The following is a 22,114-nucleotide window of genomic DNA, read 5'->3' on the forward strand; positions in this document are numbered from 1 at the left end:
TAGCTTAGTTTCCGGGCGAGCAACCCAATATGGCAGCAGCACCGTAATCCCTGGGCAGGCAGAGGTTTTCAATGACCCGTTTCGGCACCGCATTCGCGCTTTCCACCATCCTGGCACTGGCCGCCCCCGCGCTGGCGCAGGAAGGCGAGGTCATCACCACCCAGGACGAGATCGGCGGCGTCTATGAAGGCACATTCAAAGGCGGGCTGCAGCATGGCACCGGCACCTACAAGCTGCCCAATGGCTATGAGTACACCGGCGAATGGGTCGACGGCGAAGTGCGCGGCCAGGGCATGGCGCGTTTCCCGGACGGTTCGGTCTATGAAGGCGAATTCGCGCAAGGCAAGCCGCACGGGCTGGGCAAGCTGACCCGCGCCGACGGCAGCACCTATGAAGGTGGCTGGCAGGACGGGCAGATCCATGGTGACGGCACCTCTGTCTATGCCAGCGGCGTGCGCTATCAGGGCAGCTTTGCCGATGGCAAGCGGCACGGCAAGGGCGTGATGACGTCGCCTGACGGCTATACCTATGACGGTGACTGGGTGGAGGGCCGCCAGCAGGGCCTGGCGAAGATCACCTATGCTGAAGGCACCGTTTACGAGGGGTCGGTGACCGACGGACAGTTGCAGGGCCAGGGCAAGCTGGAGACCTCCGACGGGCTGATTTATGAGGGCGAGTGGCAGGCCAGCCAGATGCATGGCACCGGCAAGCTGGTGCAGGCCAATGGCGATATCTACGAGGGCGAACTGCAGAAGGGCCGCCGCCATGGCACTGGCAAGCAGACCTATGCCAATGGTGACGTCTATGCTGGCGATTTCCACGATGACCTGCGTCATGGCACCGGCACCTTCACCGAAAAGGACGGCTACACCTATGAAGGCGCATGGGTGAAAGGCCAGATCGAGGGCAAGGGCAAAGCGGTCTACCCAGACGGCTCGGTCTACGAAGGCGATTTCCGCGATGATCTGGCAGAGGGCAAGGGCAAGATTTCCTATCCTGACGGCTCCACCTACGAGGGCGACTGGGTGGCCGGGGTGATTGAGGGCGAAGGCACCGCCACCTACCCCAGCGGCATCACTTATACCGGCGGCTTCAAGAACGCCAAGAACCACGGACAGGGAGTGATGACCTATGCCGACGGCTACCGCTACGAAGGCGGCTGGCAAAACGGGCAGCGCCATGGCGAGGCAACGGTGACCTATGCGGACGGCTCGGTCTATACCGGCGCATTTGCCAGCAGCCAGCGCCACGGGCAGGGCAAGATCGTGATGCCCGACGGCTTTACCTATGAAGGCGAATGGCAGGAAGGCAAGATCTACGGCCAGGGCGTGGCGACCTATGCCAATGGCGATGTGTACGAAGGCAGTTTCGTCAATGGCAAGCGGCAGGGGCCGGGCACGATGAAATACGCCAGCGGCCAGCAGGCGGACGGCACCTGGGAAAACGGTGCACTGGTCAGCCAGGGGTCCGGGGACACGGGCCAGACCGAAGCAGGGCAGACCGAGTAAGCCGAAAGGGACTTCAGACTGTAAAATGGCGCGCTGGGATGGCGCGCCTTTTTGTTTTAGCCGATGCGGATGCGGCTCAGGTGGTCGGGCATTGCGACGCCCTCCAGGTTGGCCGGGTCCGGCAGCGGCGGCTTCAGTTCCATCGCCATCGGCACCACGCCGGCCCAGATTGGCAGTGCGTAATCCTCTTCATCGTCCTTGGGCGGGCCGGAGCGGATCTTGGCCGCGCCTTCCTCGATCGGCATCCGCAGCAGCGCTGTTGCCTTCAGTTCCTGCGTGGTCATCGGGCGCAGGGTCTCCCAGCGGCCGGGGAAGATGTGATCCACCATCGTCTTGAGGCTGGCGGCCTTGGCGTCCTCGTCCGTGACTTGCTCTGCCACCCCGAACAGCATCGCAGAGCGGAAGTTGACAGAGTGGTGAAAGGCGGAACGCGCCAGCACGTAGCCGTCCATGCAGGTGACGGTCAGGCAGACCTCCGAACCCGCCATTGCCCGGATCGCCCGGCTGGCGGCGGAGCCGTGCCAGTAGACGTGATCGCCCTCACGCCATTGCAGGGTCGGCAGCACCGAAGTTGAGCCGCCGATCTGATATCCTATGTGGGCCAGCGGCATGGCGTCGAGCACCTGATACAGGCTGTCGCGGTCATAGAGCCCGCGTTCATGGGCGCGGCGCAGGCGGCTGCGGTCTGTTTTCAGGGCGGCTTCTTGTTCGGGCTGGCGCATCGGCTGACCTCATATTTCTTGTTGTGTCCCGTGACAGCTACGCGCAAACTGGATTGAACTTAACCTCCACTTTCTGACAAAAAGAACAGTCCAGCATGATTGACCTCTCCGGCATGATTTCTGACAGCAAAGCCGGACCGCTGTACCAGCAGATTGTCGCCGCGCTGCGCCGCCGGATCAGCGAGGGCAGCCTGGGTCTTGGCACCCGGCTGCCGTCCTCACGGGCACTGGCGCAGGATCTGGGGGTGGCGCGCTCCACAGTGGTGACGGCCTATGACCAGCTAGTGGCCGAGGGCTTTGCCGAAACACGCCAGGGTTCCGGGATATTTGTCTGCGACGTGGCGCCGATCCGGCCGCCTGAGGCTGCGGCGCAGCCGGCCGCAGCAGTTCCGCCGCCTGTACCCGGCCTGCTTCTGCCCGGTGCGCCAGATCCTGACGTGTTTCCTGCCCGCCCCTGGGCGCGCTGTGTTTCACGTGTGGCAAGGATGGCCCCGATGAGCCTGAGCCACCAGGAGGATGCCTTTGGCGACCCGGAGCTGCGCCGGGAAATCGCCGCCTATGCGGCGCGCTGGCGGGGCATCGAATGCAGCGCGGAACAGGTGCTGGTCACCAGCGGTGCGCGCGAGGCGCTGGAACTGACAATGGAGTTTCTGGTGGAGGGCGAGGACATCGCGCTGGAGGCTCCTGGCTTCACACCGACCCAGCGGTTTGCGCAGGCCCGCGGCTGGCGGGTGCACTGGCTGCGCACAGGTGCGCGCGGGGCCGAGGTGCCGCAGCAGATGGCCAAGGTCACGCTGCTGACCCCCTCGCATCAGTTCCCGCTGGGCGGCACCCTGCCGGTGCCGCAGCGGCAGGCCTTCCTGCAGGCGGCCAAGGCGCGCGATGGCTGGATCATCGAGGATGATTTTGACAGCGAATTCCGCTATGGCGGCCAGCCGGTGCCTGCGATGGCCGCGCTCGATGGGGAGGGGCGCTGCATTTATGTGGGCACCTTCTCCAAGACATTTTCCCATGCGCTGCGGCTGGGCTATGCGATCCTGCCGTCGGCGCTGGTGCCGCAGTTCAGGGCGCAGTTCATCCACCCGAGCGCAGGCGCTGCCATCACCGCACAGCGGCCGCTGGCGGAGTTCATGGCGTCAGGCCAGTACGACCGCCACATTCGCCGCGCCCGCAGGCTTTATGCAGAGCGCTATGCAGCGGCGGCGGAGGCGCTGGCAGAATGGCCGGAGTCACTGGGATACTTTCACCGCCACAATGCCGGGATGCAGATCGCTTTTCATCTGAAGGAGTCGCAAAACGACACGGAGATTTGCCGCCGCACGGCTGAGGCAGGATATGGCGTCCGGCCGCTGTCGCCGCATGATCCGGAATGCGCAGCTCAGGGTTTGCTGATCGGGTTCTGCCAGTCGCCAGCTGATGACCTGCCCGGCCAGATCGCCGGCTTGCGCCGGATCGTGGAAGGCAGGCGCTAACATCGAGTATAAAAAAGCCTCCCCGGATGGCCGGGGAGGCTTGCCTCATTCAGCGTTGATCAGGCCGGAGCCGATCAGCTGTACTTCTTGATCTCACCCGACTTCAGGCGCGCCATGTAGCTGTTCAGCTCTTTCTTGACGATCGGCATCAGGAAGTAGAGCGCGATGATGTTGACAACCGCCATGGCAAAGATTGCCGCGTCGGAGAAGTCGATCACCGGGCCGAGGTTTGCGGCTGCGCCGATCACCACGAAGATGCAGAAGATCACCTTGAACACCAGTTCGGTGGTCTGGCCTTCGCCGAACAGGAAGGTCCAGGCCTTGAGGCCATAGTAGGACCAGCTGATCATGGTGGAGAAGGCGAACAGGATAACCGCCAGCGCCAGCACGTACTGGAACCAGCCGAAGGCCGACGAGAAGGCTGCCGAAGTCAGTGCCACGCCCTTGTTGCCGTCCACGGTCTGGATGGTGCTTGCGCCCTCATCCAGCAGGTAGAGGCCGGTGTTCGGATCCTGGATCAGCTGACCGGTGATGATGATCACCAGCGCGGTCATGGTGCAGATCACCACGGTGTCGATGAAGGGTTCCAGAAGCGACACGAAGCCTTCGGTGATCGGCTCCTTGGTTTTCACCGCGGAGTGGGCGATCGCTGCAGAGCCAACGCCTGCCTCGTTCGAGAAGGCCGCGCGCTTGAAGCCCTGGATCAGCGCGCCAACCATACCGCCGGCAACACCCGCACCGGTGAAGGCGCCTTCGAAGATCTGGCCGAATGCCCAGCCGATCTTGTCCGCGTTCATCGCCAGAATGACCAGCGCGGCTGCAACATACATTACACCCATGAACGGCACGACCTTTTCGGTGACGCGGGCAATGGATTTCAGGCCGCCAACGATCACGGCAAACACCACAGCAGCGAACACGACGCCGGTGATCCAGCCCGGGTAGTCGCCCACGACGCCGGAGATTTGCGCGTGCGCCTGGTTGGCCTGGAACATGTTGCCGCCACCAAAGGCGCCGAGGATGCAGAACACCGAGAACAGCACTGCCAGGAACTTGCCCATCGGCAGGCCGCGTTCGGCAAAGCCCTTGGTCATGTAGTACATCGGGCCGCCGGAGACGTGGCCGTCTTCGAACTCATTGCGGTATTTCACGCCCAGGGTGCATTCGGTGAACTTCGACGCCATGCCCATCAGGCCGGCCAGGATCATCCAGAAGGTTGCACCGGGGCCGCCGATGCCGACTGCCACCGCAACGCCGGCGATATTGCCGAGGCCGACGGTACCCGACAGCGCGGTTGCCAGCGCCTGGAAGTGGCTGACCTCACCCGCGTCGTTGGGGTCGGAGTAGTCGCCTTTGACCAGCGAAATCGAGTGCGGGAAGGCACGGAACTGGATCAGGCCGAAGTACAGTGTGAACACGGTGGCCGCGACCACCAGCCAGGCCACGATCCAGGGGAAGCTGGTGCCGGGGAACGGGCTGAAGATCAGGTTGACGAACCAGCCGGTGGAGCTGGCAAACAGCTCATTGACGCGCTCATCGACGGATTGTGCCATCGCCGGGGCGGTTGCCGCCAGCAGCAGCGGCGCAGACAGGGCTGCCGCCTTGATTGATTTCCTCATGACTGTCCTCTGAGTTTATCTTTAGGGAACGATGGTGACCGGAACCGGAGCCGCCTGGGCAAGGCTGCCCGCGACAGAGCCGAACAGCCGCGACGACAGTGCCGAATGGCCGGTGCGGCCGATGATCAGGTGGTTGGCGCCACTCTTATTGATCACGTCGATCAGGGTTTCCGCGATATGGCCGTATTTCAGCTCAGTCGAGACGGTGACACCGTCGTCTTCAAGGCTCTTGCGCACCGGTGCCAGCAGGGCGTCTTCTGCGCGCTTCAGTTCTTCCTCGCGGCGCTTGTGGCGCTGCTCGATCTCCTCCGGGGTGAGGAAAGAATAGGGCGACCATTCCAGCACATGCGCGATCACCAGCTCTGCCCCTTGCGCTTTGGCAAGGCTGACGGCAAAAGCAAGCGCCGATTTGGCGGCCTCGCTGTCGTCATATCCAAGGACAATTTTATTCGACACTTTTTCCTCCTATCGATGGCGCATTCCTCTACGGGAGCGCCGGATCCGGGGTGTCAACGCCGGAAAACCTGCCGACGCAAGACCCATTGCCGTTCCCGCCTCAAAAAAAGGCGCAGTGCGGACAAACTGCCGCATTGAAACTGCGGCAGGTCCTTACTTATATTATATCCCTTTTTCAATATTGTCTTGCACTTACCGCATACAGCGGCATACGGCGGTGTCAAAACGGTGCCGTGCCGCAACGGCAACTCAGGCAATCACGGCGGACAGAATCCCCCTTTCCATTCGCCGCCGCCTCTGTATAAATCCCTGCCATGACCATTTGCGCAGATATCACTATTGCAGCCACCGCCGCCCGCGGTGCCGCTCTGCGCGCCCTACTGATCCTAGCCCGCCTCTGAGCGTGCCCTTCCGGCGCGCCCGCTCAGAGGATTGCCGCACGCGCGCCATAGAAGGCTTATGATGCCCCTAAGGGCTTAGGACAGAGACAAGAGATACCATCATGACAAACGCATCCCCGATTTCCGGTGACAAATCCCGTGTATTGATTTTCGATACCACCCTGCGCGACGGCGAGCAGAGCCCCGGCGCCACCATGACCCATGACGAGAAGCTGGAGATTGCCGAGCTTCTGGACGAAATGGGCGTGGACATCATCGAGGCAGGTTTCCCGATTGCCTCCGAAGGCGACTTTGCCGCTGTGTCCGAGATCGCCGAGCGTTCGAAGAACGCGATGATCTGCGGGTTGGCGCGCGCCAATTTCAAGGATATCGACCGCTGCGCCGAAGCGGTGCGCAAGGCCGCGCAGCCGCGCATCCACACCTTCATCGGCACCTCGCCGCTGCACCGCGCCATCCCGAACCTGACGATGGATGAGATGGCGGACAAGATCCACGAGACCGTGACGCACGCCCGCAATCTGGTCGACAACGTGCAGTGGTCGCCGATGGATGCGACCCGGACCGAGTGGGACTACCTGTGCCGGGTGATCGAGATCGCCATCAAGGCGGGTGCGACCACCATCAACATCCCCGACACCGTCGGCTATACCGCACCTGCAGAAAGCGCCGACCTGATCAAGCGCCTGATTGAAACCGTGCCGGGCGCGGATGAGGTGGTCTTTGCAACCCATTGCCACAACGACCTCGGGATGGCGACCGCCAACGCGCTGGCAGCGGTGGCGGGCGGTGCGCGCCAGATCGAATGCACCATCAACGGCCTGGGCGAGCGCGCAGGCAACACCGCGCTGGAAGAAGTGGTGATGGCGCTGAAGACGCGCAACGACATCATGCCCTGGTCGACCGGCATCGACACAACCAAGATCATGCATGTCTCGCGCCGGGTCTCGACCGTGTCCGGCTTTGTGGTGCAGCCGAACAAGGCCATTGTCGGCAAGAACGCCTTTGCCCACGAAAGCGGTATCCACCAGGACGGCATGCTGAAGAACCGCGAGAACTTCGAGATCATGCGGCCCGAGGACATCGGCCTTTCAGGCACCTCGCTTCCCTTGGGCAAGCATTCCGGCCGCGCCGCACTGCGCGACAAGCTGGAGCATCTTGGCTATGACGTGGGCGACAACCAGTTGAAGGACGTCTTCGTCCGCTTCAAGGAGCTGGCAGACCGCAAGAAAGAAGTGTTCGACGACGACCTTATCGCACTGATGCGCATCGGCGCCGACGCGGAAAACGACCACCTCAAGATCGTTTCAATGAAAGTGGTTTGCGGCACCGGTGGCCCGGCGGAATCCACCGTCGAGATGGAAATTGACGGCAAGGACGTTACCGAGACCGCCGAGGGTGACGGGCCAGTGGATGCGACCTTCAAGGCGATCCGGATGATCTATCCGAACACAGCGCGGCTGCAGCTTTATCAGGTGCATGCGGTGACCGAGGGCACCGACGCGCAGGCGACGGTTTCGGTACGGCTGGAAGAGGACGGCAACATCGCCACCGGCGAAAGCGCCAACACCGATACGGTTGTGGCGTCGGCAAAGGCCTATGTGAATGCACTGAACCGCCTGATCGTGCGCCGCGGCCGGGTCGGCGAAGGTGCCGACACCAAGGAGATTTCCTACAAGGATCTCGCCTGAGCCAGGCTCAATTGAAAGAGAAAGGGCGCCCGTTGCGGCGCCCTTTTTCGTTACAACTTACTCCAGCCCGGCCTTGCGCAGCCCTTCAGTGAAATGTTCTTTGTCTTCGCTGCGGCCGTAGTGCAGCCCGGCCAGCAAAGCCTCTGCCGTGGCGTCCGGCTGCATCACCCGGATTTGCGCCACGCAGTCCTGCGCCTGTGCCTCGTCGCCCAGCCAGCTGTGGCATGCCGCCACCAGCGCGGTCTGCACCGCATCCATTGATGGCAGGCGTTTGAAATCCGTCAAAGCCTGCTCATACAGGCGGGCGGTGAAATGCGCCTTGCCCAGATGGCTCCAGAAGCGGACCGGGAAATGCGGATTGAGGCGCATCGCCTTCTCGATCCATTCCGCGCCCTCTTCCGGCCGTCCCTGCCAGGTCAAGAGCTCGCCCATCTGCACCACAACCAGATCATAATTAGGGTTCAGGGACAAAGCGCGTTCCTGATGGTACTGCGCCTGATCGAGGTTCTCTTGCAGGATGGACACCGCCGCCATCAGCCGGTGCACATCCGCATCATTGTCATCCATCGAGGCGGCTTTCTGGATCGACTCCAGCGCCAGTTGCAGCATCCCCTCAACATCATCGCACCAGCCATACCCCCAGGCCTGGCCGCGGATGCAACCGCGCCAGGCGTGGGCATGGGCAAACTCCGGGTCCAGCTCCACCGCGCGGTCGATCAGCTTCATCGCCTCTGCATTGTCTTCAGCCGTGCTGCGGTGATGCAGCACCTTGGCCGCCAGCACGCATTCATAAGCCGCCAGGCTGGCGGGTTTCTTGCGCGAGACCTCATCCTGCTGCGCCGCTTCGATCCGGCCCGGCAGGGTGGCGACAATCGCCGATGTCACCTCGTCCTGAATCTCAAAGATATCATCCAGGGTCCGGTCGTATTTCTCTGCCCAGATGTGGGAATCATTGCAGCTGTCGATCAGCTGTACCGTGATCCGGACACGGTTGCCGCCTTTACGCACGCTGCCTTCGACGATGTAGCGGGCGCCAAGCTTCTCTGCCACTTCGCGGATGTTCACTGCCTGCCCCTTGTAGACAAATGTCGAGTTGCGGGAGATCACGAACAGCTCGTGGCGGCGGCTGAGCTCGGTCAGGATGTCCTCCGTCAGGCCGTCGGCAAAGAACTCCTGCTCCGGATCGCCGCTCATATTGGCAAAGGGCAGCACCGCGATGGAGGGTTTGACCACGGCAACCGGTTCAGCCGCGCTGCTGTCCTGTTCCGGCGCGTCGGCGGCGTCTCCTTCCAAGAGCAGCCTGTAGACCTGCACCGGCTCTGCGATATTCTTGAGCTGTTGCGGCCCCAGGTCCTCAAACTGCAAGTCATCCATGCGACGGACCTGATCGAAAACCGCGGCCGAGATGCAGACGTCGCCGGTGCCGGCAAATTGCTCCAGCCGGGCCGCCACGTTGACGCCGCCGCCGTAGATATCGCCCTCGTCAAAGATGATATCGCCAAGGTTCACACCAATCCGGAACTGGATACGTTTGTCGGGCGCCACATCGGCGTTGCGGCGGCGCATCCTGTCCTGCACCTCAGCGGCGCAGGCAACTGCGTCGCAGACGCTGGGAAACTCGACCAGCATCCCGTCGCCGGTGGTCTTGATAATGGAGCCGCGGTTTTTGGAGATCGCAGGGTCAATGAGTTCGATCCGGTGGGTGCGAAGGCGGGCCAGCGTGCCCTGTTCGTCCACGTCCATCAGACGGCTGTAGCCAACCATATCCGCCGCCAGCACGGCGGCCAGCCTGCGTTCCATGTAGCGCCCTCCCTGCCGGAAAGCGTAGCGGGAAAGCGCTGGATTTCAAAGCTGTTTGCAAACCCTCAGCCGCGCAGGATGCGGGCTGCCAGCGCCGGTGAGAGGCGGTGGATCAGCCGCAACAGCTTCATTTGACCCACCCAGATTTCGATTTTGCCCGCCGCGGCCCCGTCCAGCAAAGCGGCGGCGGCGGTGTTGGGGCTGATCTTGCCCCGGCCGCGCCCGGTGGTCATCTGCGTCGCCGCCAGCGCCATCACGCAGTCGGTGATTTGGACCCGCAGGCCGGCATCCTCAGCCTGATAGCGCAGGGCGCGGGTGAAGCTGCGCAAGCCGGCCTTGGAGGCGCAGTAGACCGGCGCCTGCGGTTTCGGGGCCAAGGCAAGGCCGGAGGTCACATTGATCAGAAAGCTGCCTGGCGTGCGCGCCAGAACCGGAAGCAGCCCGGCGGCAAGATGCATGGGCGCTGTCAGGTTCACCGCCAGCTCCTGCTCGATGTCCTGCGTGTCCGCAGAGCCTTTGGCAAAATCAGCGGCGATCTGAATACCCGCGTTGTTGATCACCCCGTCCAGACGCTGCCGCTGCAGCCCGGCAATCAGCGCAGTGCGCGCGCTGCCGTCCGTCAGGTCGCAGGCCAGCCGCTCAATACCCTCTGGCAGATCATCCAGCGCTTCGCTGCTTCGTGCCAGGGCCAGAACCTCTGCCCCCTCTGCAGCCAGCTGCAATGCCAGCGCCCGCCCGATCCCGCGGGAGGCACCGGTGACCAGGATGCGCTTGCCATCAAACCGCATGGGTGGCCTCAAAGCTGCGGAAGCCATTTTCATAGGCTGGAATGATCCCGGTTACCGTGAAGTAGCCCTCGGCGATCAGGGCGGTGTCCCGCAGTTGCTCGATGGCAAAATAGTAGGCCTCGGGCGTTTCCGCCTCGATCATCGCAACATCGCTGCAGTCCGCATGAAACGCCTCGGCATCAAAATGGCGCAGCGACAGCCCGTTTCGGGTGAAGGGCTCCAGCCCGGTTGCCGCCAGGCGCCCCCGCTCCTGCCGATCCAGGCGCAGCCAACTGGGGGAAGCGTGCAGCAGCAGGAAAATGGTCATTTTCATCGGGGAACCTCCGGGATGTTGCCTTTGCCGCCAAGAATGTGAAGAATTGCTCACATTCTCAACTCGCATTCCCGGCAGGAAGTCACCCGCAATGCACAGCCCAAGAAAACAAGCCCGCCAGGCCCGTTCCCGTGCCACGCAGGAGGCAATTGTGGAGGCAGCGGCTCGCATTCTGGAAACCGCTGGACGGGAGGGTTTGACCACCAATGCGATTGCCGAGCGGGCCGGCGTCAGCATCGGGTCGCTGTATCAGTATTTTCCCAACAAGGAGGCGGTGCTGGCCGCGGTGCTGCGCAGCAAGCGGGCAGAGCTGCTGGGCTGGATGCAGGACGCCGCAGCGCGTTGCCGGGAGGCGCCGCCAGAGGCAGCATTGCAGGAATTGCTGACCGCCGGGATGCGGCATCAGTTCGAGCGGCCGCGACTGGCGATGGAGGCGGAATATGCTGAACAGCACTTGCAGCTGGCACCGGAAACCGCAGCATTGGCGCAGGAGATGGCTCAGATCGTACTGGACACCATCCGCCGGTTTTCCCCCGCCGCCGGACCGCAGGAGGCACGCGACGTGGTCGCCATTGCCAAGGGCATGATCAACTCTGCCGCTTTTGCCGGTGAGGCTGGCGGTGCTGCGCTGGTCCAGCGGGTGGAATGCGCGATCCGGGGTTACTTGCGCGAAACCGCGTCAAACAGCGCCGAAATCCGCGCGGCTTCCTCTGCTGCACCATAAGGCGCGTTGACCACGAACATGCCGCTGCCGACCATCCGGTGTCCTTCGCGCACCGGCGGAAAGGACACCTCGTGGCGCAGCGCATCTGGCAGCCTTTGGCTTTCCAGCGCCTTCAGCATCTGCTTGTGGCTGCCGTCCTTCAGGATCGGATACCACAGGGCGATGACGCCGACGTTCCACTTCTTGTGCAGCTGGCCGATGATGCCGGGGATGCGGGCATAGTCGGATTTGATCTCGTAACTCGGGTCGATCAGCAAGAGGCCGCGGCGCGGTGTTGGCGGCGCCAGGGACATGGCGAGTTCAAACCCATCCTGCTGATGCACCTTGGCCTTCCAGGGTCTCAGTGCCGCGCGCAGGGCGGCGTTTTCCTGCGGGTGCAGCTCCGCAAAATGCAGCGAGTCGCCCGGGCGCAGCAGCGAGGCCGCAATCAGCGGCGATCCGGGATAGGCGGCCGCGCCATGCGCCTTGCGGGTCTCCGACAGCGCGCGGTGCAGTGGATGATCCGCCGCCAGCCCCTGCTCTGCCAGCACCTTGGTGATGCCCTGCTCCGCTTCGCCTGTCTTCACGGCCTCGGGCGCGTCCAGCTGATAGAGCCCCCGGCCCGCGTGAGTCTCGATATAGCTGACCGGTTTGTCCTTGCGGGTGAGATAGGCCAGCATCCAGGCAAGCAGCGCGTGCTTCTGAACGTCGGCCAGGTTTCCGGCGTGATAGATGTGCTGATATGAGAGCATGCGCCCCCTCTAGCCGCTATTTCCAAAGGGCGGAAGAGGCGGCGTACGCCCGGTAAACGGAATCTCAACCCCGCTGGGGCAGACTGCATCCCGACGAGATACCGCAGAATGCAGGTTCCCATGCCCCTCAGAATGAGCGCCCTTGCCCTGATCGTGACATTTCTGGCCCTGCTGCTGTGCAGCGCGGCCGCCGTCAGCGCGCAAGGCTATTCGCTGGTTGGCAATAATTTCTTCCTGCAAAAGGCCTCTGCCCCGATGCCCGGACCGGCCCCTTCCGCAGCTCCGGCCCCGCAGGCCATTGCAAGCCTGCTGCCCGACACCCTGCCGGGCGCCGATCAGGGCCGCGGGGCGGTATCGCTCAACCCCGGTGCGGCCAGCCTGTTCCGCGGCCGCAGCGGCGGCGGGCTGTTCGCCCCCATCCTCAAAGCGCCACCCAGCGTCAAGCGGCTGCTGGACCTGATTGCCAGCGCCGAAGCCGGCAAGGCGCAGTACGATGCAGTGCAATACGGGGCCACCCGCAAGCCGCCGGAAAAACCGACAAGCATGACAATTGCCGAGATCAACGCCTGGATCGATGCCACCCCGGGACAGCCCCATGCCATCGGGCGCTATCAGTTCATCCCCGCAACGCTGCGGCGGCTGGTCAAACATCAGGGGGTGAAACCGCAGGCCCGCTTCACACCTGAGCTTCAGGACCAGCTGGCACATCAGCTGATCGAGGAAGCTGGCTATAGCGCTTTCCTGGCCGCGGAAATGCCGCGCAAGACCTTCATGCTGAACCTGGCCAAGATCTGGGCCGGGCTGCCGGTCTCCAGCGGGAAATCCTATTACGAGGGTTATGCCGGCAACAGCGCCAGCCTGACCTGGGCGCATTTCAAGGCGGAGATGCAGCGGATTTTCCCGGCCTGAGCGTTGAAACTCAGGTCACTGAGGCTGCCCCTCCGGGCGCGTCTCCCCGGCCCTGCCGGAACAGCGCGTGAACGCGGCAGGCTGACGCCGCTGGATACTGGGCGGAAAGGCGCTGTTTCACCATAATACGCCCTTTCGCGGCCCTGCCGTGCCGCTTATAAGGTTTGGGAAGGCGGCTCCTGCGGGGAGTCGCCCAAGGAATATTGGCAGCACTCACAGGATCCCTTCTATATGGCGCTTTTCGGAAACTTGGGCGGTCTGTTCTCCTCGGACATGGCCATCGACCTCGGCACAGCCAACACTCTGGTCTATGTCAAGGGCCGCGGGGTGATCCTGTCCGAGCCTTCCGTGGTTGCCTACCACGTCAAGGACGGCGTCAAGAAGGTGCTGGCCGTGGGCGAAGACGCCAAGCTGATGCTGGGCCGCACCCCCGGCTCGATTGAGGCGATCCGGCCAATGCGCGAAGGCGTGATTGCCGACTTCGACACCGCCGAGGAGATGATCAAGCACTTCATCCGCAAGGTGCATAAGCGCTCGACCTTCTCCAAGCCCAAGATCATCGTTTGCGTGCCGCATGGCGCCACCCCGGTTGAAAAACGCGCGATCCGCCAGTCGGTTCTGTCCGCTGGCGCCCGCCGGGCCGGCCTGATTGCCGAGCCGATTGCCGCTGCCATCGGGGCCGGCATGCCGATCACCGACCCGACCGGCAACATGGTTGTCGACATCGGCGGCGGCACCACCGAGGTGGCGGTTCTGTCGCTGGGTGACATCGTTTACGCCCGCTCTGTCCGCGTCGGCGGCGACCGCATGGATGAGGCGATCATCAGTTACCTGCGCCGTCAGCAGAACCTTCTGGTAGGCGAATCCACCGCCGAGCGCATCAAGACCTCCATCGGCACCGCCCGGATGCCCGACGACGGCCGCGGCCAGTCGATGCAGATCCGCGGCCGCGACCTGCTGAACGGGGTCCCGAAGGAGATCGAGATTTCCCAGGCCCAGGTGGCCGAAGCGCTGGCTGAGCCGGTGCAGCAGATTTGCGAGGCGGTGATGACCGCGTTGGAAACCACCCCCCCGGACCTTGCCGCCGACATCGTTGACCGCGGCGTTATGCTGACCGGCGGCGGTGCTCTGCTGGGCGATCTGGATCTTGCCTTGCGCGAGCAGACCGGCCTGGCCGTCTCCATCGCGGACGAGAGCCTGAACTGTGTGGCGCTCGGCACCGGCAAGGCGCTGGAATTCGAAAAGCAGCTGGCGCACGCCATCGACTACGACAGCTAACGCCGCAGCCTGCCGGAATGGCACCAGCTGACAGGCCGGTTTCCGGGTAGCTGGAAGGAGAGACGTGGCCAAGGACAAGTCACAGCGCGACGATTACGCAACCCCGCTGCGGCGTCTGCTGACAGCGGTACTGTGCTTGTGCCTGGCAGTCATCTTCATCGTCTGGCGGATTGACAGCCCGCGGGTGGAACGCTTCCGCGCGCAGGTGGTCGACACCGTCGTGCCCAGCATGGACTGGGCGATGGTGCCGGTCACCGCAACCATCAATCTGATCCGCGATTTCCAAAGCTACCAGCGGCTGGCCGAACAGAACCGCGAGCTGCGCAGCGAGCTGCGGCAGATGCGGGCCTGGAAAGAGGCGGCATTGCAGCTGGAACAGGAAAACGCGCGGCTTCTGGACCTCAACAACGTGCGGCTCGATCCGCAGCTGACCTACATCACCGGAGTGGTGATGGCCGACAGCGGCTCCCCGTTCCGGCAGTCGGTGCTGCTGAATGTGGGCAGCCGCGACGGGGTGCATGACGGCTGGGCCGCGATGGACGGGATCGGGCTGGTGGGCCGGATCTCCGGCACCGGGCGTAACACCGCGCGGGTGATCCTGCTGACCGATGCCGCCAGCGCCGTGCCGGCCACAATCCAGCCCTCTGGCCAGACCGCGCTGGTCAGCGGCGACAACAGCGCCGCGCCGGTGCTGAGCTTTTTGGAAAACGCCGACCAAGTGCGTCCCGGCGACCGGGTGATTTCCTCCGGCGACGGCTCTGTCTTTCCGGCGGGCCTGCTGATCGGCCAGGTCGCCAAGGACCGCTCCGGCCGGATGCGCGTGCGCCTGTCCGCTGACTATGGCCGGCTGGAGTTCCTGCGTGTGCTGCGCCACCACGGGACGCAAGTGATCCAGGACCCCGGCGGGCTGGTTGGCGCCGCCCCCGGCGACCCGCAGCCGCAGCCGCGGCCGGAAACCCTGGGGGAGGACAGCGCCGAAAGCACGGCTGAGGCGGGCAATGGCTAATACCTCGCCCGCCCGGATCTGGACCATGCGCGCGGCATTTCCGGCGCTGGCGCTCTTGATCATGTTTTTCCACCTGCTGCCGCTGGAAACCGAACCGCGGTTCTGGTCACCCCCGGATCTGCTGCTGGCACTGGCCATGGCCTGGAGCCTGCGCCGTCCGGATTATGTGCCCGCCTTGTCGATCGGCCTGGTGATGCTGCTGGCGGATCTGCTGTTCCACCGCCCGCCCGGGCTGCTGGCACTGCTGACGGTGCTGGGCTGCGGCTTCCTCAAAGGCCGCGCGGCACCGCACCGCGAGAGCACTTTTGCCAGCGAGTGGCTGGCCGTTGCCTTGGTGCTGACCGGGATTGCCACGCTGAACCGGCTGATCCTGACCCTGTTCGGAGTGGAACAAGCGCAGCTGAGCCTGACGGTTATACAGGTTGTGATGACCATCGCCGCCTATCCGCTGGCGGTTTGGGCCAGCCAGTCTATTCTGGGGGTGCGCAAACTGTCCCCATCTGAAGCCGAAACCCTGGTGAACCGCTGATGAAACGCAATCCCAAGGATCTGGATGCCGCACACGGCAAGATGACCCGGCGGGCGCTGTTCCTAGGCGGGCTGCAGCTGGCCTTTGCCGGCGGGCTGGCGGCGCGGATGCGCTATCTGCAGGTGGATCAGGCCGATGAGTTCCGCCTGCTAGCCGAGGAAAATCGGATCAACATCCGTCTGCTGCCGCCGGCCCGCGGCCAGATCTTTGACCGCAACGGTCTGATCATCGCGCAGAACTCGCCCTCCTACAGGATCACCGTGGTGCCAGAGGATGCCGGCGACGTGGAGGCGGTGATTGCCAAGCTCTCCAGCCTGGTGCCGCTGGACCCGGAAGACCTGGAGCGTGCCCGCACCGAAATGCGCCGCTCGCCGCCGTTCTTGCCAATCACCCTGGCGGACCAGATCGGCTGGGAAGATATTTCCAAAGTTGCAGTGAACGCCCCTGCCCTGCCTGGTGTCACGCCGGAGGTGGGCCTGACCCGGGTCTACCCGCAGCTTGGCGACTTCGCTCATGTCATCGGTTACGTCGGGCCGGTCTCCGATTATGACCTGAGCAAAATGGAAGACCCGGAGCCGGTCCTGATGATCCCGCGCTTCCAGATCGGCAAGGTCGGCTTCGAGGCCAAGCGCGAGGATGTGCTGCGCGGCAAGGCCGGTGCCAAGCGGGTGGAGGTCAATGCCACCGGCCGGGTGATGCGCGAGCTGGACCGGCGCGAGGGGATTTCCGGCGCCGACATGCAGCTGACCATCGACGCGGAGCTGCAGAATTACGTACAGGCGCGTCTGGGCCGGGAAAGCGCAGCTGCGGTGGTGATCGACTGCGAAGATGGCGATATCCGCGCAATCTGCTCCTCGCCCAGTTTCGACCCCAACCTGTTCGTGCGCGGCATCTCGGTCGCCGATTACCGGATGCTGACCGAGGACAACTACCGCCCCCTGTCCAACAAGACGGTGCAAGGCACCTACCCGCCCGGCTCCACCTTCAAGATGATCACGGCGCTTGCGGCGTTGGAAAACGGCGTGGTCGGGCCGGAGGAAACCGTCTGGTGCCCCGGCCACCTGAAAGTTGCCGGCCGCCGCTTCCACTGCTGGAAACGGGCCGGCCACGGGCATGTGGACCTGAATACCTCGCTGAAGCGGTCCTGCGATGTCTATTACTACGACGTGGCGATTAAAACCGGCATCGACAAGATTTCCGAAATGGCCAATCTGTTCGGCCTGGGTATCAAGCACGATCTGCCGATGTCGGCGGTCGCCCAAGGCATCACACCGACCAAGGAGTGGAAATCCAGCTCCTACGGCAAGGACTGGCTGATCGGGGATACGGCAAACGCTTCGATCGGGCAGGGCTACATGCTGGCCTCGCCCCTGCAACTGGCTGTCATGTCCGCGCGGATTGCCACCGGCCGCAGCGTAACGCCGCGGCTGCTGAAGTCTCTGGACGGTGTAGAGCAGCCCAGCGGCGCGGGCGAGCCGCTGCCGGTCAGCGAAAACAGCCTGCGTATGGTGCGCCGCGGCATGTATTCGGTCAGCAACGACCGCCGCGGCACCGCCTACCGCTCGCGCATTGCCCCCAAGGAGATGGAGATGGCCGGCAAGACCGGCACCAGCCAAGTCCGCAACATCACCGCCGCCGAACGTGCCGCCGGTGTGATCCGCAATGAGGACCTGCCGTGGGAACGGCGTGACCACGCGCTGTTTGTCTGCTTTGCACCTTATGACAAGCCGAAATATGCGGTTGCCGTGGTTGTCGAGCATGGCGGCGGCGGCTCCAAGGCGGCGGCACCGGTGGCGCGCGACGTGATGCTACAGGCGCTTTACAACGGCACGCCGCCGCTGGAGGCCTACCCCAAAGCCGACCGAAGCCGCATCAAGGCGCAGCAGGAACGGCTGGAACGCGAACGCGTCAAGCGCCCGCTGGGCAGCAGGAGCAGCCGGGCATGAGCTATCTTGAATATCACGCCAAATCGACCCCCACCGGCCTGCGCAAGGTTTTGCATTTGAACTGGGGGCTGACGCTGCTCCTGATCACCGTGTCCAGCGTCGGCTTCCTGATGCTCTATTCGGTGGCAGGCGGATCGTTCAGCCCGTGGGTGGAACCGCAGGTCAAGCGCTTTGCCCTTGGCCTTGGCGTGATGTTTGTGGTGGCGATGATCCCGATCTGGTTCTGGCGCAATATCTCAGTGTTGGCCTACCTGGGGTCGTTGGCCTTGCTGGTTGCGGTGGAGCTGTTCGGCACCGTCGGAATGGGCGCGCAGCGCTGGATCGACATCGGCTTCATGCGGCTTCAGCCATCGGAGGTGACCAAGATCGCCCTGGTGATGCTGCTGGCCGCCTATTACGACTGGCTGCCTGCCGAGAAGACTTCGCGCCCCTTGTGGGTGCTTCTGCCGGTGATACTGATCCTGGTGCCGACGGCACTGGTTCTGAAGCAGCCGGACCTTGGCACCTCGATCCTGCTGATGGCCGCGGGCGGCGGCGTGATGTTCCTGGCGGGCGTGCATTGGGCCTATTTCGTGGCGGTGATTGCGGCTGGCGTGGGGCTGGTCAGCGCGGTTTTCCAAAGCCGCGGCACTGAGTGGCAGCTGCTGAAGGACTACCAGTTCCGCCGCATCGACACCTTCCTCGATCCCTCGCAGGACCCCTTGGGCGCGGGTTATCACATCACCCAGTCCAAGATTGCACTGGGGTCCGGGGGCTGGTCCGGGCGTGGCTTCATGCAAGGCACCCAATCGCGGCTGAACTTCCTGCCGGAAAAGCACACCGACTTCATCTTCACCACCCTGGCGGAGGAATTCGGCTTCATCGGCGGCGTAACCCTTCTGTCCATTTACATGCTGATCATCGTGTTCTGCATCGCCTCCGCCATCGCCGCCAAGGACCGGTTCTCTTCGCTGGTGATCATGGGAATCGCCATCACCTTCTTCCTGTTCTTTGCGGTGAACATGTCGATGGTGATGGGGCTGGCGCCGGTGGTCGGGGTGCCGCTGCCGATGGTCTCTTACGGCGGCTCGGCGATGCTGGTTCTGCTGGGTGCTTTCGGCATCGTGCAAAGCGCCCATATCCACCGCCCGCGCCAGGCCTCACGTTAGATATTCAGGGAGTTTCCATGACCGCCAATGTCCTGTTTGCAGGCCGCCCCGACGCCTGGCCCGCCTATGAGCCGCTTTTGAAGGCAGAGCTTGCCCGGCTTGGCGTGGATGCCGATCTGCGCAATGAATTTGCGCCAGAGGAGGTGGATTACATTGTCTACGCCCCCAGCGGGCCGGTCAGCGATTTCACCCCCTTCACCCGCCTGAAAGCGGTGCTGAGCCTGTGGGCAGGTGTCGAGAAAATTGTGCCTGTTGTGCCCGCCGAACTGCCGCTCACCCGGATGGTGGACAGCGGGCTGGAGCAGGGCATGACCGAATGGGTTGTTGGCCACACCCTGCGCTACCACCTGGGCATGGACGCGCATATCCTTGGTCAGAACGGGCACTGGGAGCCCAAGGCCCCGCCGCTGGCGAAGGACCGCAGCGTGACTGTGCTGGGCCTAGGTGCGCTGGGAACTGCCTCGGCCAAAGCCTTGGCCGCACTCGGGTTTCAGGTTTCCGGCTGGAGCCGGAGCCAAAAGGACATCGCGGGCATCACCTGCCACTCCGGCGCAGAGGGGCTGAAGGCGGCACTGGCGCAGGCGGAAATTGTCATTCTGTTGCTGCCGGACACACCCGCCACAGAGAATACCCTGAACGCCGAAACTCTGGCGCTGCTGCCCAAGGGGGCCAGGATCATCAACCCGGGCCGCGGGCCGCTGATTGATGACGATGCACTGCTGGCGGCACTGGACAGCGGCCAGGTCGGCCATGCCACGCTGGACGTTTTCCGCGTCGAGCCGCTGCCGCCGGAACACCCCTATTGGGCGCATCTCAATGTGACGGTGACCCCGCATATCGCCTCGGAAACCCGCGAAAGCACCGCGGCGGAGGTGATCGCCGAAAACATCCGCCGCGCCGAGGCGGGGGAACCGCTGCTGCATCTGGTCGACCGCAGCCTCGGCTACTGAACGCAAAAGAGCGGGCCAGCACCCGCTCTTTCATCCTTCCTGAAATACTCCCGCCGGAAGCAGCGCCCTTCAGGGCGCGTCGCTTACTCTGCGGCCAGACCGCGGCCTTTCAGCAGCGCCTCGACGCCCGGCAGCCGCCCGCGGAACGCGGTGTATAGCTCAGCCGGATCAACAGACCCGCCGGTGGAAAGGATATGCGCCTCCAGCGCCTTGGCACGTTCTGCATCAAAGGCCCCGCCTGCCTCCTCAAAAGCGGCAAAGGCGTCGGCGTCCATCACTTCCGACCACATATAGCTGTAGTAGCCCGAGGAATAGCCGTCGCCGGAAAACACATGGGCAAAATGCGGCGTAGCGTGGCGCATGATGATCGCCCGCGGCATGCCGATTTCCTCCAGCACCTCGGCCTGCTTGACCATCGGGTCGGAGGGTGCCGCCCCGTCGTGGAAGGCAAGGTCGACCAGCGCGGAGGCGACGTACTCTACCGTCTGAAAGCCCATGTCGAAATTGGCCGCCCCCAGCACTTTCTCCAGCATCTGCTGCGGCATCGGTTCGCCGGTTTCCGCGTGGGTGGCAAACTCCTGCAGCACCTCCGGCACTTCCAGCCAGTGTTCAAAAAGCTGGCTGGGCAGTTCGACAAAGTCACGTGCCACCGAAGTCCCGGAGATGCTCTCGTAAGTCACATTAGACAGCATCTGGTGCAGCGCGTGGCCGAACTCATGGAACAGGGTGCGGGCGTCGTCCCAGGACAAGAGTGCCGGGTCGCCCTTGGCGAAATTGCAAACGTTGATCACCACAGGTGCCTGAACATCAGGGAACTTGGCCTGCTGGCGCATGGCGGAGCACCAGGCTCCCGAGCGTTTGGAACCGCGCGCGAAATAGTCGCCGATGAACACCGCCACATGGCTCCCGTTCCGGGTCACCTCCCAGGCGCGGCAATCCGGATGGTAAAGCGGCACATCCAGCGGCGCGAACTTCAGTCCGAACAGTCTATTGGCGCAGGCAAAAGACGCCTCGATCAGCCGGTCCAGCTGCAGGTAAGGCTTCAGCGCAGCCTCATCCAGGTCATGCTCGGCCTTGCGGCGTTTCTCCGCGTAGTAGCGCCAATCCCATGGTTCCAGATCGCCGTTGACACCGTCCGCCTGCATCATTTCAGTCAGTATCTGCGCGTCCTGATCGGCCCGCGACTTGGCCGCCTCCCAGACCTCCATCAGCAGCCCGCGCACTGCTTCCGGCGTCTTGGCCATTTCTGTTTCCAGCTTATAGGCTGCGAAGTTTTCGTAACCCAGCAGCTGCGCACGTTCTTCCCGCAGCTGCAGGATTTCCGCTGCGATGGCGCGGTTGTCGGTCTCGCCGCCATTGGCGCCGCGGGCGGCCCAGGCGTTGAAGGCTTTTTCGCGCAAGTCGCGGCGCGGCGAAAATTGCAGGAACGGTGTGATCAGCGAACGGGACAAGGTGACGACCGGGCCTTGCTTGCCCTTTTCCTCGCCAGCCGCACGGGCCGCCTTGACCACGAAATCCGGCAAGCCTTCCAAATCCTCTTCGGACAGTTCCATGAACCACTCGCGCTCATCCGCCAGCAGGTTCTGGGTGAACTGAGTGCCCAGGGTGGCCAGCCGCCCCTTGATCTCCTGCATCCGCGTATCGGCGTCACCTTCCAGCGCCGCGCCGCCGCGGACAAAGCCGCGATGGGTCAGCATCAGAACCCGCTGCTGTTCATCGGTCAGGTCCAGCTGCTCGCGCTGGTCCCACACTGCCTTAATGCGCGCATAAAGCGCCTTGTTGGCGGTGATGGCCGAGAAATGCGCGGCAAGTTTCGGAGAGAACGCCCGCTGCAGTTCTTCCCGCTTGGGGTTGCTGTCGGCGCCGGCCACGGTGAAGAACACGCCCAGCACCTGCTCCAGCTCGCGGCAGGGTGTCTCCAGCGCCTCGATCACATTGGCAAAGCCGGGCGGCTCGGAATTGCTTGCGATGGCGTCGATCTGTGCCTTATGCGCCGCTAGCGCCTGTTCCAGCGCAGGGGCGAAATCATCATCGGAAATGCTTTTGAACGGGGCGATTTCAAACGGCGTGTCCCAGCGGGACAGAAGCGGATTGGACATATGAAAGGTCTCCTTTGCAGGTGACGC

Annotated in this window: 19 protein-coding genes; 11 read left to right on the forward strand and 8 right to left on the reverse strand. The window is 63.7% G+C overall.

Annotation, left to right across the window (positions count from 1 at the left end):
- Nucleotides 1-71: 71 nt before the first annotated feature.
- Nucleotides 72-1,508 (forward strand): MORN repeat-containing protein, encoded by a 1,437-nt coding sequence (locus RA21_RS05965; RefSeq protein ID WP_039147271.1) that lies wholly within the window; start codon nucleotides 72-74, stop codon nucleotides 1,506-1,508.
- Between the two features lie 56 nt (nucleotides 1,509-1,564).
- Here the strand turns inward: RA21_RS05965 and RA21_RS05970 are convergent, their stop codons facing one another.
- The gene (locus RA21_RS05970; RefSeq protein WP_039147273.1) at nucleotides 1,565-2,230 is read right to left on the reverse strand and encodes a pyridoxamine 5'-phosphate oxidase family protein; all 666 of its coding nucleotides are present in this window, start codon (nucleotides 2,228-2,230) and stop codon (nucleotides 1,565-1,567) included.
- 95 nt (nucleotides 2,231-2,325) lie between these two features.
- Here RA21_RS05970 and pdxR point away from each other — a divergent pair, with 95 nt between their 5' ends.
- Entirely contained in the window at nucleotides 2,326-3,702 is a 1,377-nt protein-coding gene (gene pdxR / locus RA21_RS05975; RefSeq protein WP_039147276.1) for a MocR-like pyridoxine biosynthesis transcription factor PdxR, read from the forward strand.
- A gap of 74 nt (nucleotides 3,703-3,776) precedes the next feature.
- On the opposite strand, the gene RA21_RS05980 is transcribed toward pdxR, so the two are convergent.
- Both RA21_RS05980 and RA21_RS05985 read right to left on the reverse strand, forming a co-directional pair.
- Nucleotides 3,777-5,321, reverse strand: coding sequence for an alanine/glycine:cation symporter family protein (locus tag RA21_RS05980; protein ID WP_019297730.1), 1,545 nt, complete (start codon nucleotides 5,319-5,321; stop codon nucleotides 3,777-3,779).
- 21 nt (nucleotides 5,322-5,342) lie between these two features.
- Nucleotides 5,343-5,777 carry a universal stress protein gene (locus tag RA21_RS05985; protein ID WP_039147279.1) on the reverse strand — a complete coding sequence of 145 codons (435 nt, stop codon included), beginning with the start codon at nucleotides 5,775-5,777 and terminating at the stop codon, nucleotides 5,343-5,345.
- A gap of 502 nt (nucleotides 5,778-6,279) precedes the next feature.
- Here RA21_RS05985 and RA21_RS05990 point away from each other — a divergent pair.
- Complete coding sequence (locus tag RA21_RS05990) at nucleotides 6,280-7,866, forward strand: 2-isopropylmalate synthase (protein ID WP_039147281.1); 1,587 nt, start codon at nucleotides 6,280-6,282, stop codon at nucleotides 7,864-7,866.
- 57 nt (nucleotides 7,867-7,923) lie between these two features.
- On the opposite strand, the gene RA21_RS05995 is transcribed toward RA21_RS05990, so the two are convergent.
- The 3 genes from RA21_RS05995 to RA21_RS06005 form a co-directional block, all read right to left on the reverse strand.
- Nucleotides 7,924-9,666: an adenylate/guanylate cyclase domain-containing protein gene (locus tag RA21_RS05995; protein ID WP_039147283.1), complete on the reverse strand. Its 1,743-nt coding sequence runs from the start codon at nucleotides 9,664-9,666 to the stop codon at nucleotides 7,924-7,926.
- 65 nt (nucleotides 9,667-9,731) lie between these two features.
- The gene (locus RA21_RS06000) at nucleotides 9,732-10,454 is read right to left on the reverse strand and encodes an SDR family NAD(P)-dependent oxidoreductase (RefSeq protein ID WP_039147286.1); all 723 of its coding nucleotides are present in this window, start codon (nucleotides 10,452-10,454) and stop codon (nucleotides 9,732-9,734) included.
- Nucleotides 10,444-10,767: a darcynin family protein gene (locus RA21_RS06005; protein WP_039147288.1), complete on the reverse strand. Its 324-nt coding sequence runs from the start codon at nucleotides 10,765-10,767 to the stop codon at nucleotides 10,444-10,446. The genes RA21_RS06000 and RA21_RS06005 overlap by 11 nt, the downstream gene beginning before the upstream one ends.
- 151 nt (nucleotides 10,768-10,918) lie before the next feature.
- Here RA21_RS06005 and RA21_RS06010 point away from each other — a divergent pair, with 151 nt between their 5' ends.
- Entirely contained in the window at nucleotides 10,919-11,491 is a 573-nt protein-coding gene (locus RA21_RS06010) for a TetR/AcrR family transcriptional regulator (RefSeq protein ID WP_193747133.1), read from the forward strand.
- Here the strand turns inward: RA21_RS06010 and RA21_RS06015 are convergent.
- Entirely contained in the window at nucleotides 11,428-12,222 is a 795-nt protein-coding gene (locus RA21_RS06015; protein ID WP_039147294.1) for a 23S rRNA (adenine(2030)-N(6))-methyltransferase RlmJ, read from the reverse strand. The genes RA21_RS06010 and RA21_RS06015 overlap by 64 nt on opposite strands.
- 132 nt (nucleotides 12,223-12,354) lie before the next feature.
- Here RA21_RS06015 and RA21_RS06020 point away from each other — a divergent pair, with 132 nt between their 5' ends.
- The 7 genes from RA21_RS06020 to RA21_RS06050 all read left to right on the forward strand — a co-directional run bounded on the left by RA21_RS06020 (nucleotide 12,355) and on the right by RA21_RS06050 (nucleotide 19,988).
- Nucleotides 12,355-13,131 carry a hypothetical protein gene (locus RA21_RS06020; RefSeq protein ID WP_039147296.1) on the forward strand — a complete coding sequence of 259 codons (777 nt, stop codon included), beginning with the start codon at nucleotides 12,355-12,357 and terminating at the stop codon, nucleotides 13,129-13,131.
- A gap of 231 nt (nucleotides 13,132-13,362) precedes the next feature.
- Entirely contained in the window at nucleotides 13,363-14,409 is a 1,047-nt protein-coding gene (locus RA21_RS06025) for a rod shape-determining protein (RefSeq protein ID WP_019297721.1), read from the forward strand.
- A gap of 64 nt (nucleotides 14,410-14,473) precedes the next feature.
- A complete protein-coding gene (gene mreC / locus RA21_RS06030; protein WP_039147299.1) occupies nucleotides 14,474-15,415 on the forward strand; it encodes a rod shape-determining protein MreC in 942 nt (313 codons plus the stop codon).
- A complete protein-coding gene (locus RA21_RS06035; RefSeq protein ID WP_019297719.1) occupies nucleotides 15,408-15,944 on the forward strand; it encodes a hypothetical protein in 537 nt (178 codons plus the stop codon). Before mreC ends, RA21_RS06035 begins: the two co-directional genes overlap by 8 nt.
- Nucleotides 15,944-17,890, forward strand: coding sequence for a penicillin-binding protein 2 (mrdA, locus tag RA21_RS06040; RefSeq protein WP_019297718.1), 1,947 nt, complete (start codon nucleotides 15,944-15,946; stop codon nucleotides 17,888-17,890). Before RA21_RS06035 ends, mrdA begins: the two co-directional genes overlap by 1 nt.
- Nucleotides 17,887-19,038 carry a rod shape-determining protein RodA gene (gene rodA / locus RA21_RS06045; RefSeq protein WP_039147302.1) on the forward strand — a complete coding sequence of 384 codons (1,152 nt, stop codon included), beginning with the start codon at nucleotides 17,887-17,889 and terminating at the stop codon, nucleotides 19,036-19,038. The genes mrdA and rodA overlap by 4 nt, the downstream gene beginning before the upstream one ends.
- Nucleotides 19,039-19,055: 17 nt before the next feature.
- Nucleotides 19,056-19,988 carry a 2-hydroxyacid dehydrogenase gene (locus RA21_RS06050; RefSeq protein ID WP_039147305.1) on the forward strand — a complete coding sequence of 311 codons (933 nt, stop codon included), beginning with the start codon at nucleotides 19,056-19,058 and terminating at the stop codon, nucleotides 19,986-19,988.
- Nucleotides 19,989-20,071: 83 nt separating this feature from the next.
- Here the strand turns inward: RA21_RS06050 and RA21_RS06055 are convergent, their stop codons facing one another.
- Nucleotides 20,072-22,087, reverse strand: coding sequence for a M3 family metallopeptidase (locus RA21_RS06055; protein ID WP_039147307.1), 2,016 nt, complete (start codon nucleotides 22,085-22,087; stop codon nucleotides 20,072-20,074).
- Nucleotides 22,088-22,114: the final 27 nt, after the last annotated feature.

This window comes from Leisingera sp. ANG-DT, from assembly GCF_000813785.1.
GTDB lineage: Bacteria > Pseudomonadota > Alphaproteobacteria > Rhodobacterales > Rhodobacteraceae > Leisingera.

Coding starts and splice junctions, on each gene's coding strand:
- RA21_RS06025 (WP_019297721.1), top strand. CDS start 13,363: ATGGCGCTTTTCGGAAACTTGGGCGGTCTGTTCTCCTCGGACATGGCC.
- RA21_RS05970 (WP_039147273.1), bottom strand. CDS start 2,230: ATGCGCCAGCCCGAACAAGAAGCCGCCCTGAAAACAGACCGCAGCCGC.
- RA21_RS05980 (WP_019297730.1), bottom strand. CDS start 5,321: ATGAGGAAATCAATCAAGGCGGCAGCCCTGTCTGCGCCGCTGCTGCTG.
- RA21_RS05965 (WP_039147271.1), top strand. CDS start 72: ATGACCCGTTTCGGCACCGCATTCGCGCTTTCCACCATCCTGGCACTG.
- rodA (WP_039147302.1), top strand. CDS start 17,887: ATGAGCTATCTTGAATATCACGCCAAATCGACCCCCACCGGCCTGCGC.
- RA21_RS06005 (WP_039147288.1), bottom strand. CDS start 10,767: ATGAAAATGACCATTTTCCTGCTGCTGCACGCTTCCCCCAGTTGGCTG.
- RA21_RS05995 (WP_039147283.1), bottom strand. CDS start 9,666: ATGGAACGCAGGCTGGCCGCCGTGCTGGCGGCGGATATGGTTGGCTAC.
- RA21_RS05990 (WP_039147281.1), top strand. CDS start 6,280: ATGACAAACGCATCCCCGATTTCCGGTGACAAATCCCGTGTATTGATT.
- mrdA (WP_019297718.1), top strand. CDS start 15,944: ATGAAACGCAATCCCAAGGATCTGGATGCCGCACACGGCAAGATGACC.
- RA21_RS06050 (WP_039147305.1), top strand. CDS start 19,056: ATGACCGCCAATGTCCTGTTTGCAGGCCGCCCCGACGCCTGGCCCGCC.
- RA21_RS06055 (WP_039147307.1), bottom strand. CDS start 22,087: ATGTCCAATCCGCTTCTGTCCCGCTGGGACACGCCGTTTGAAATCGCC.
- RA21_RS06035 (WP_019297719.1), top strand. CDS start 15,408: ATGGCTAATACCTCGCCCGCCCGGATCTGGACCATGCGCGCGGCATTT.
- RA21_RS06015 (WP_039147294.1), bottom strand. CDS start 12,222: ATGCTCTCATATCAGCACATCTATCACGCCGGAAACCTGGCCGACGTT.
- RA21_RS06000 (WP_039147286.1), bottom strand. CDS start 10,454: ATGCGGTTTGATGGCAAGCGCATCCTGGTCACCGGTGCCTCCCGCGGG.
- pdxR (WP_039147276.1), top strand. CDS start 2,326: ATGATTGACCTCTCCGGCATGATTTCTGACAGCAAAGCCGGACCGCTG.
- RA21_RS06020 (WP_039147296.1), top strand. CDS start 12,355: ATGAGCGCCCTTGCCCTGATCGTGACATTTCTGGCCCTGCTGCTGTGC.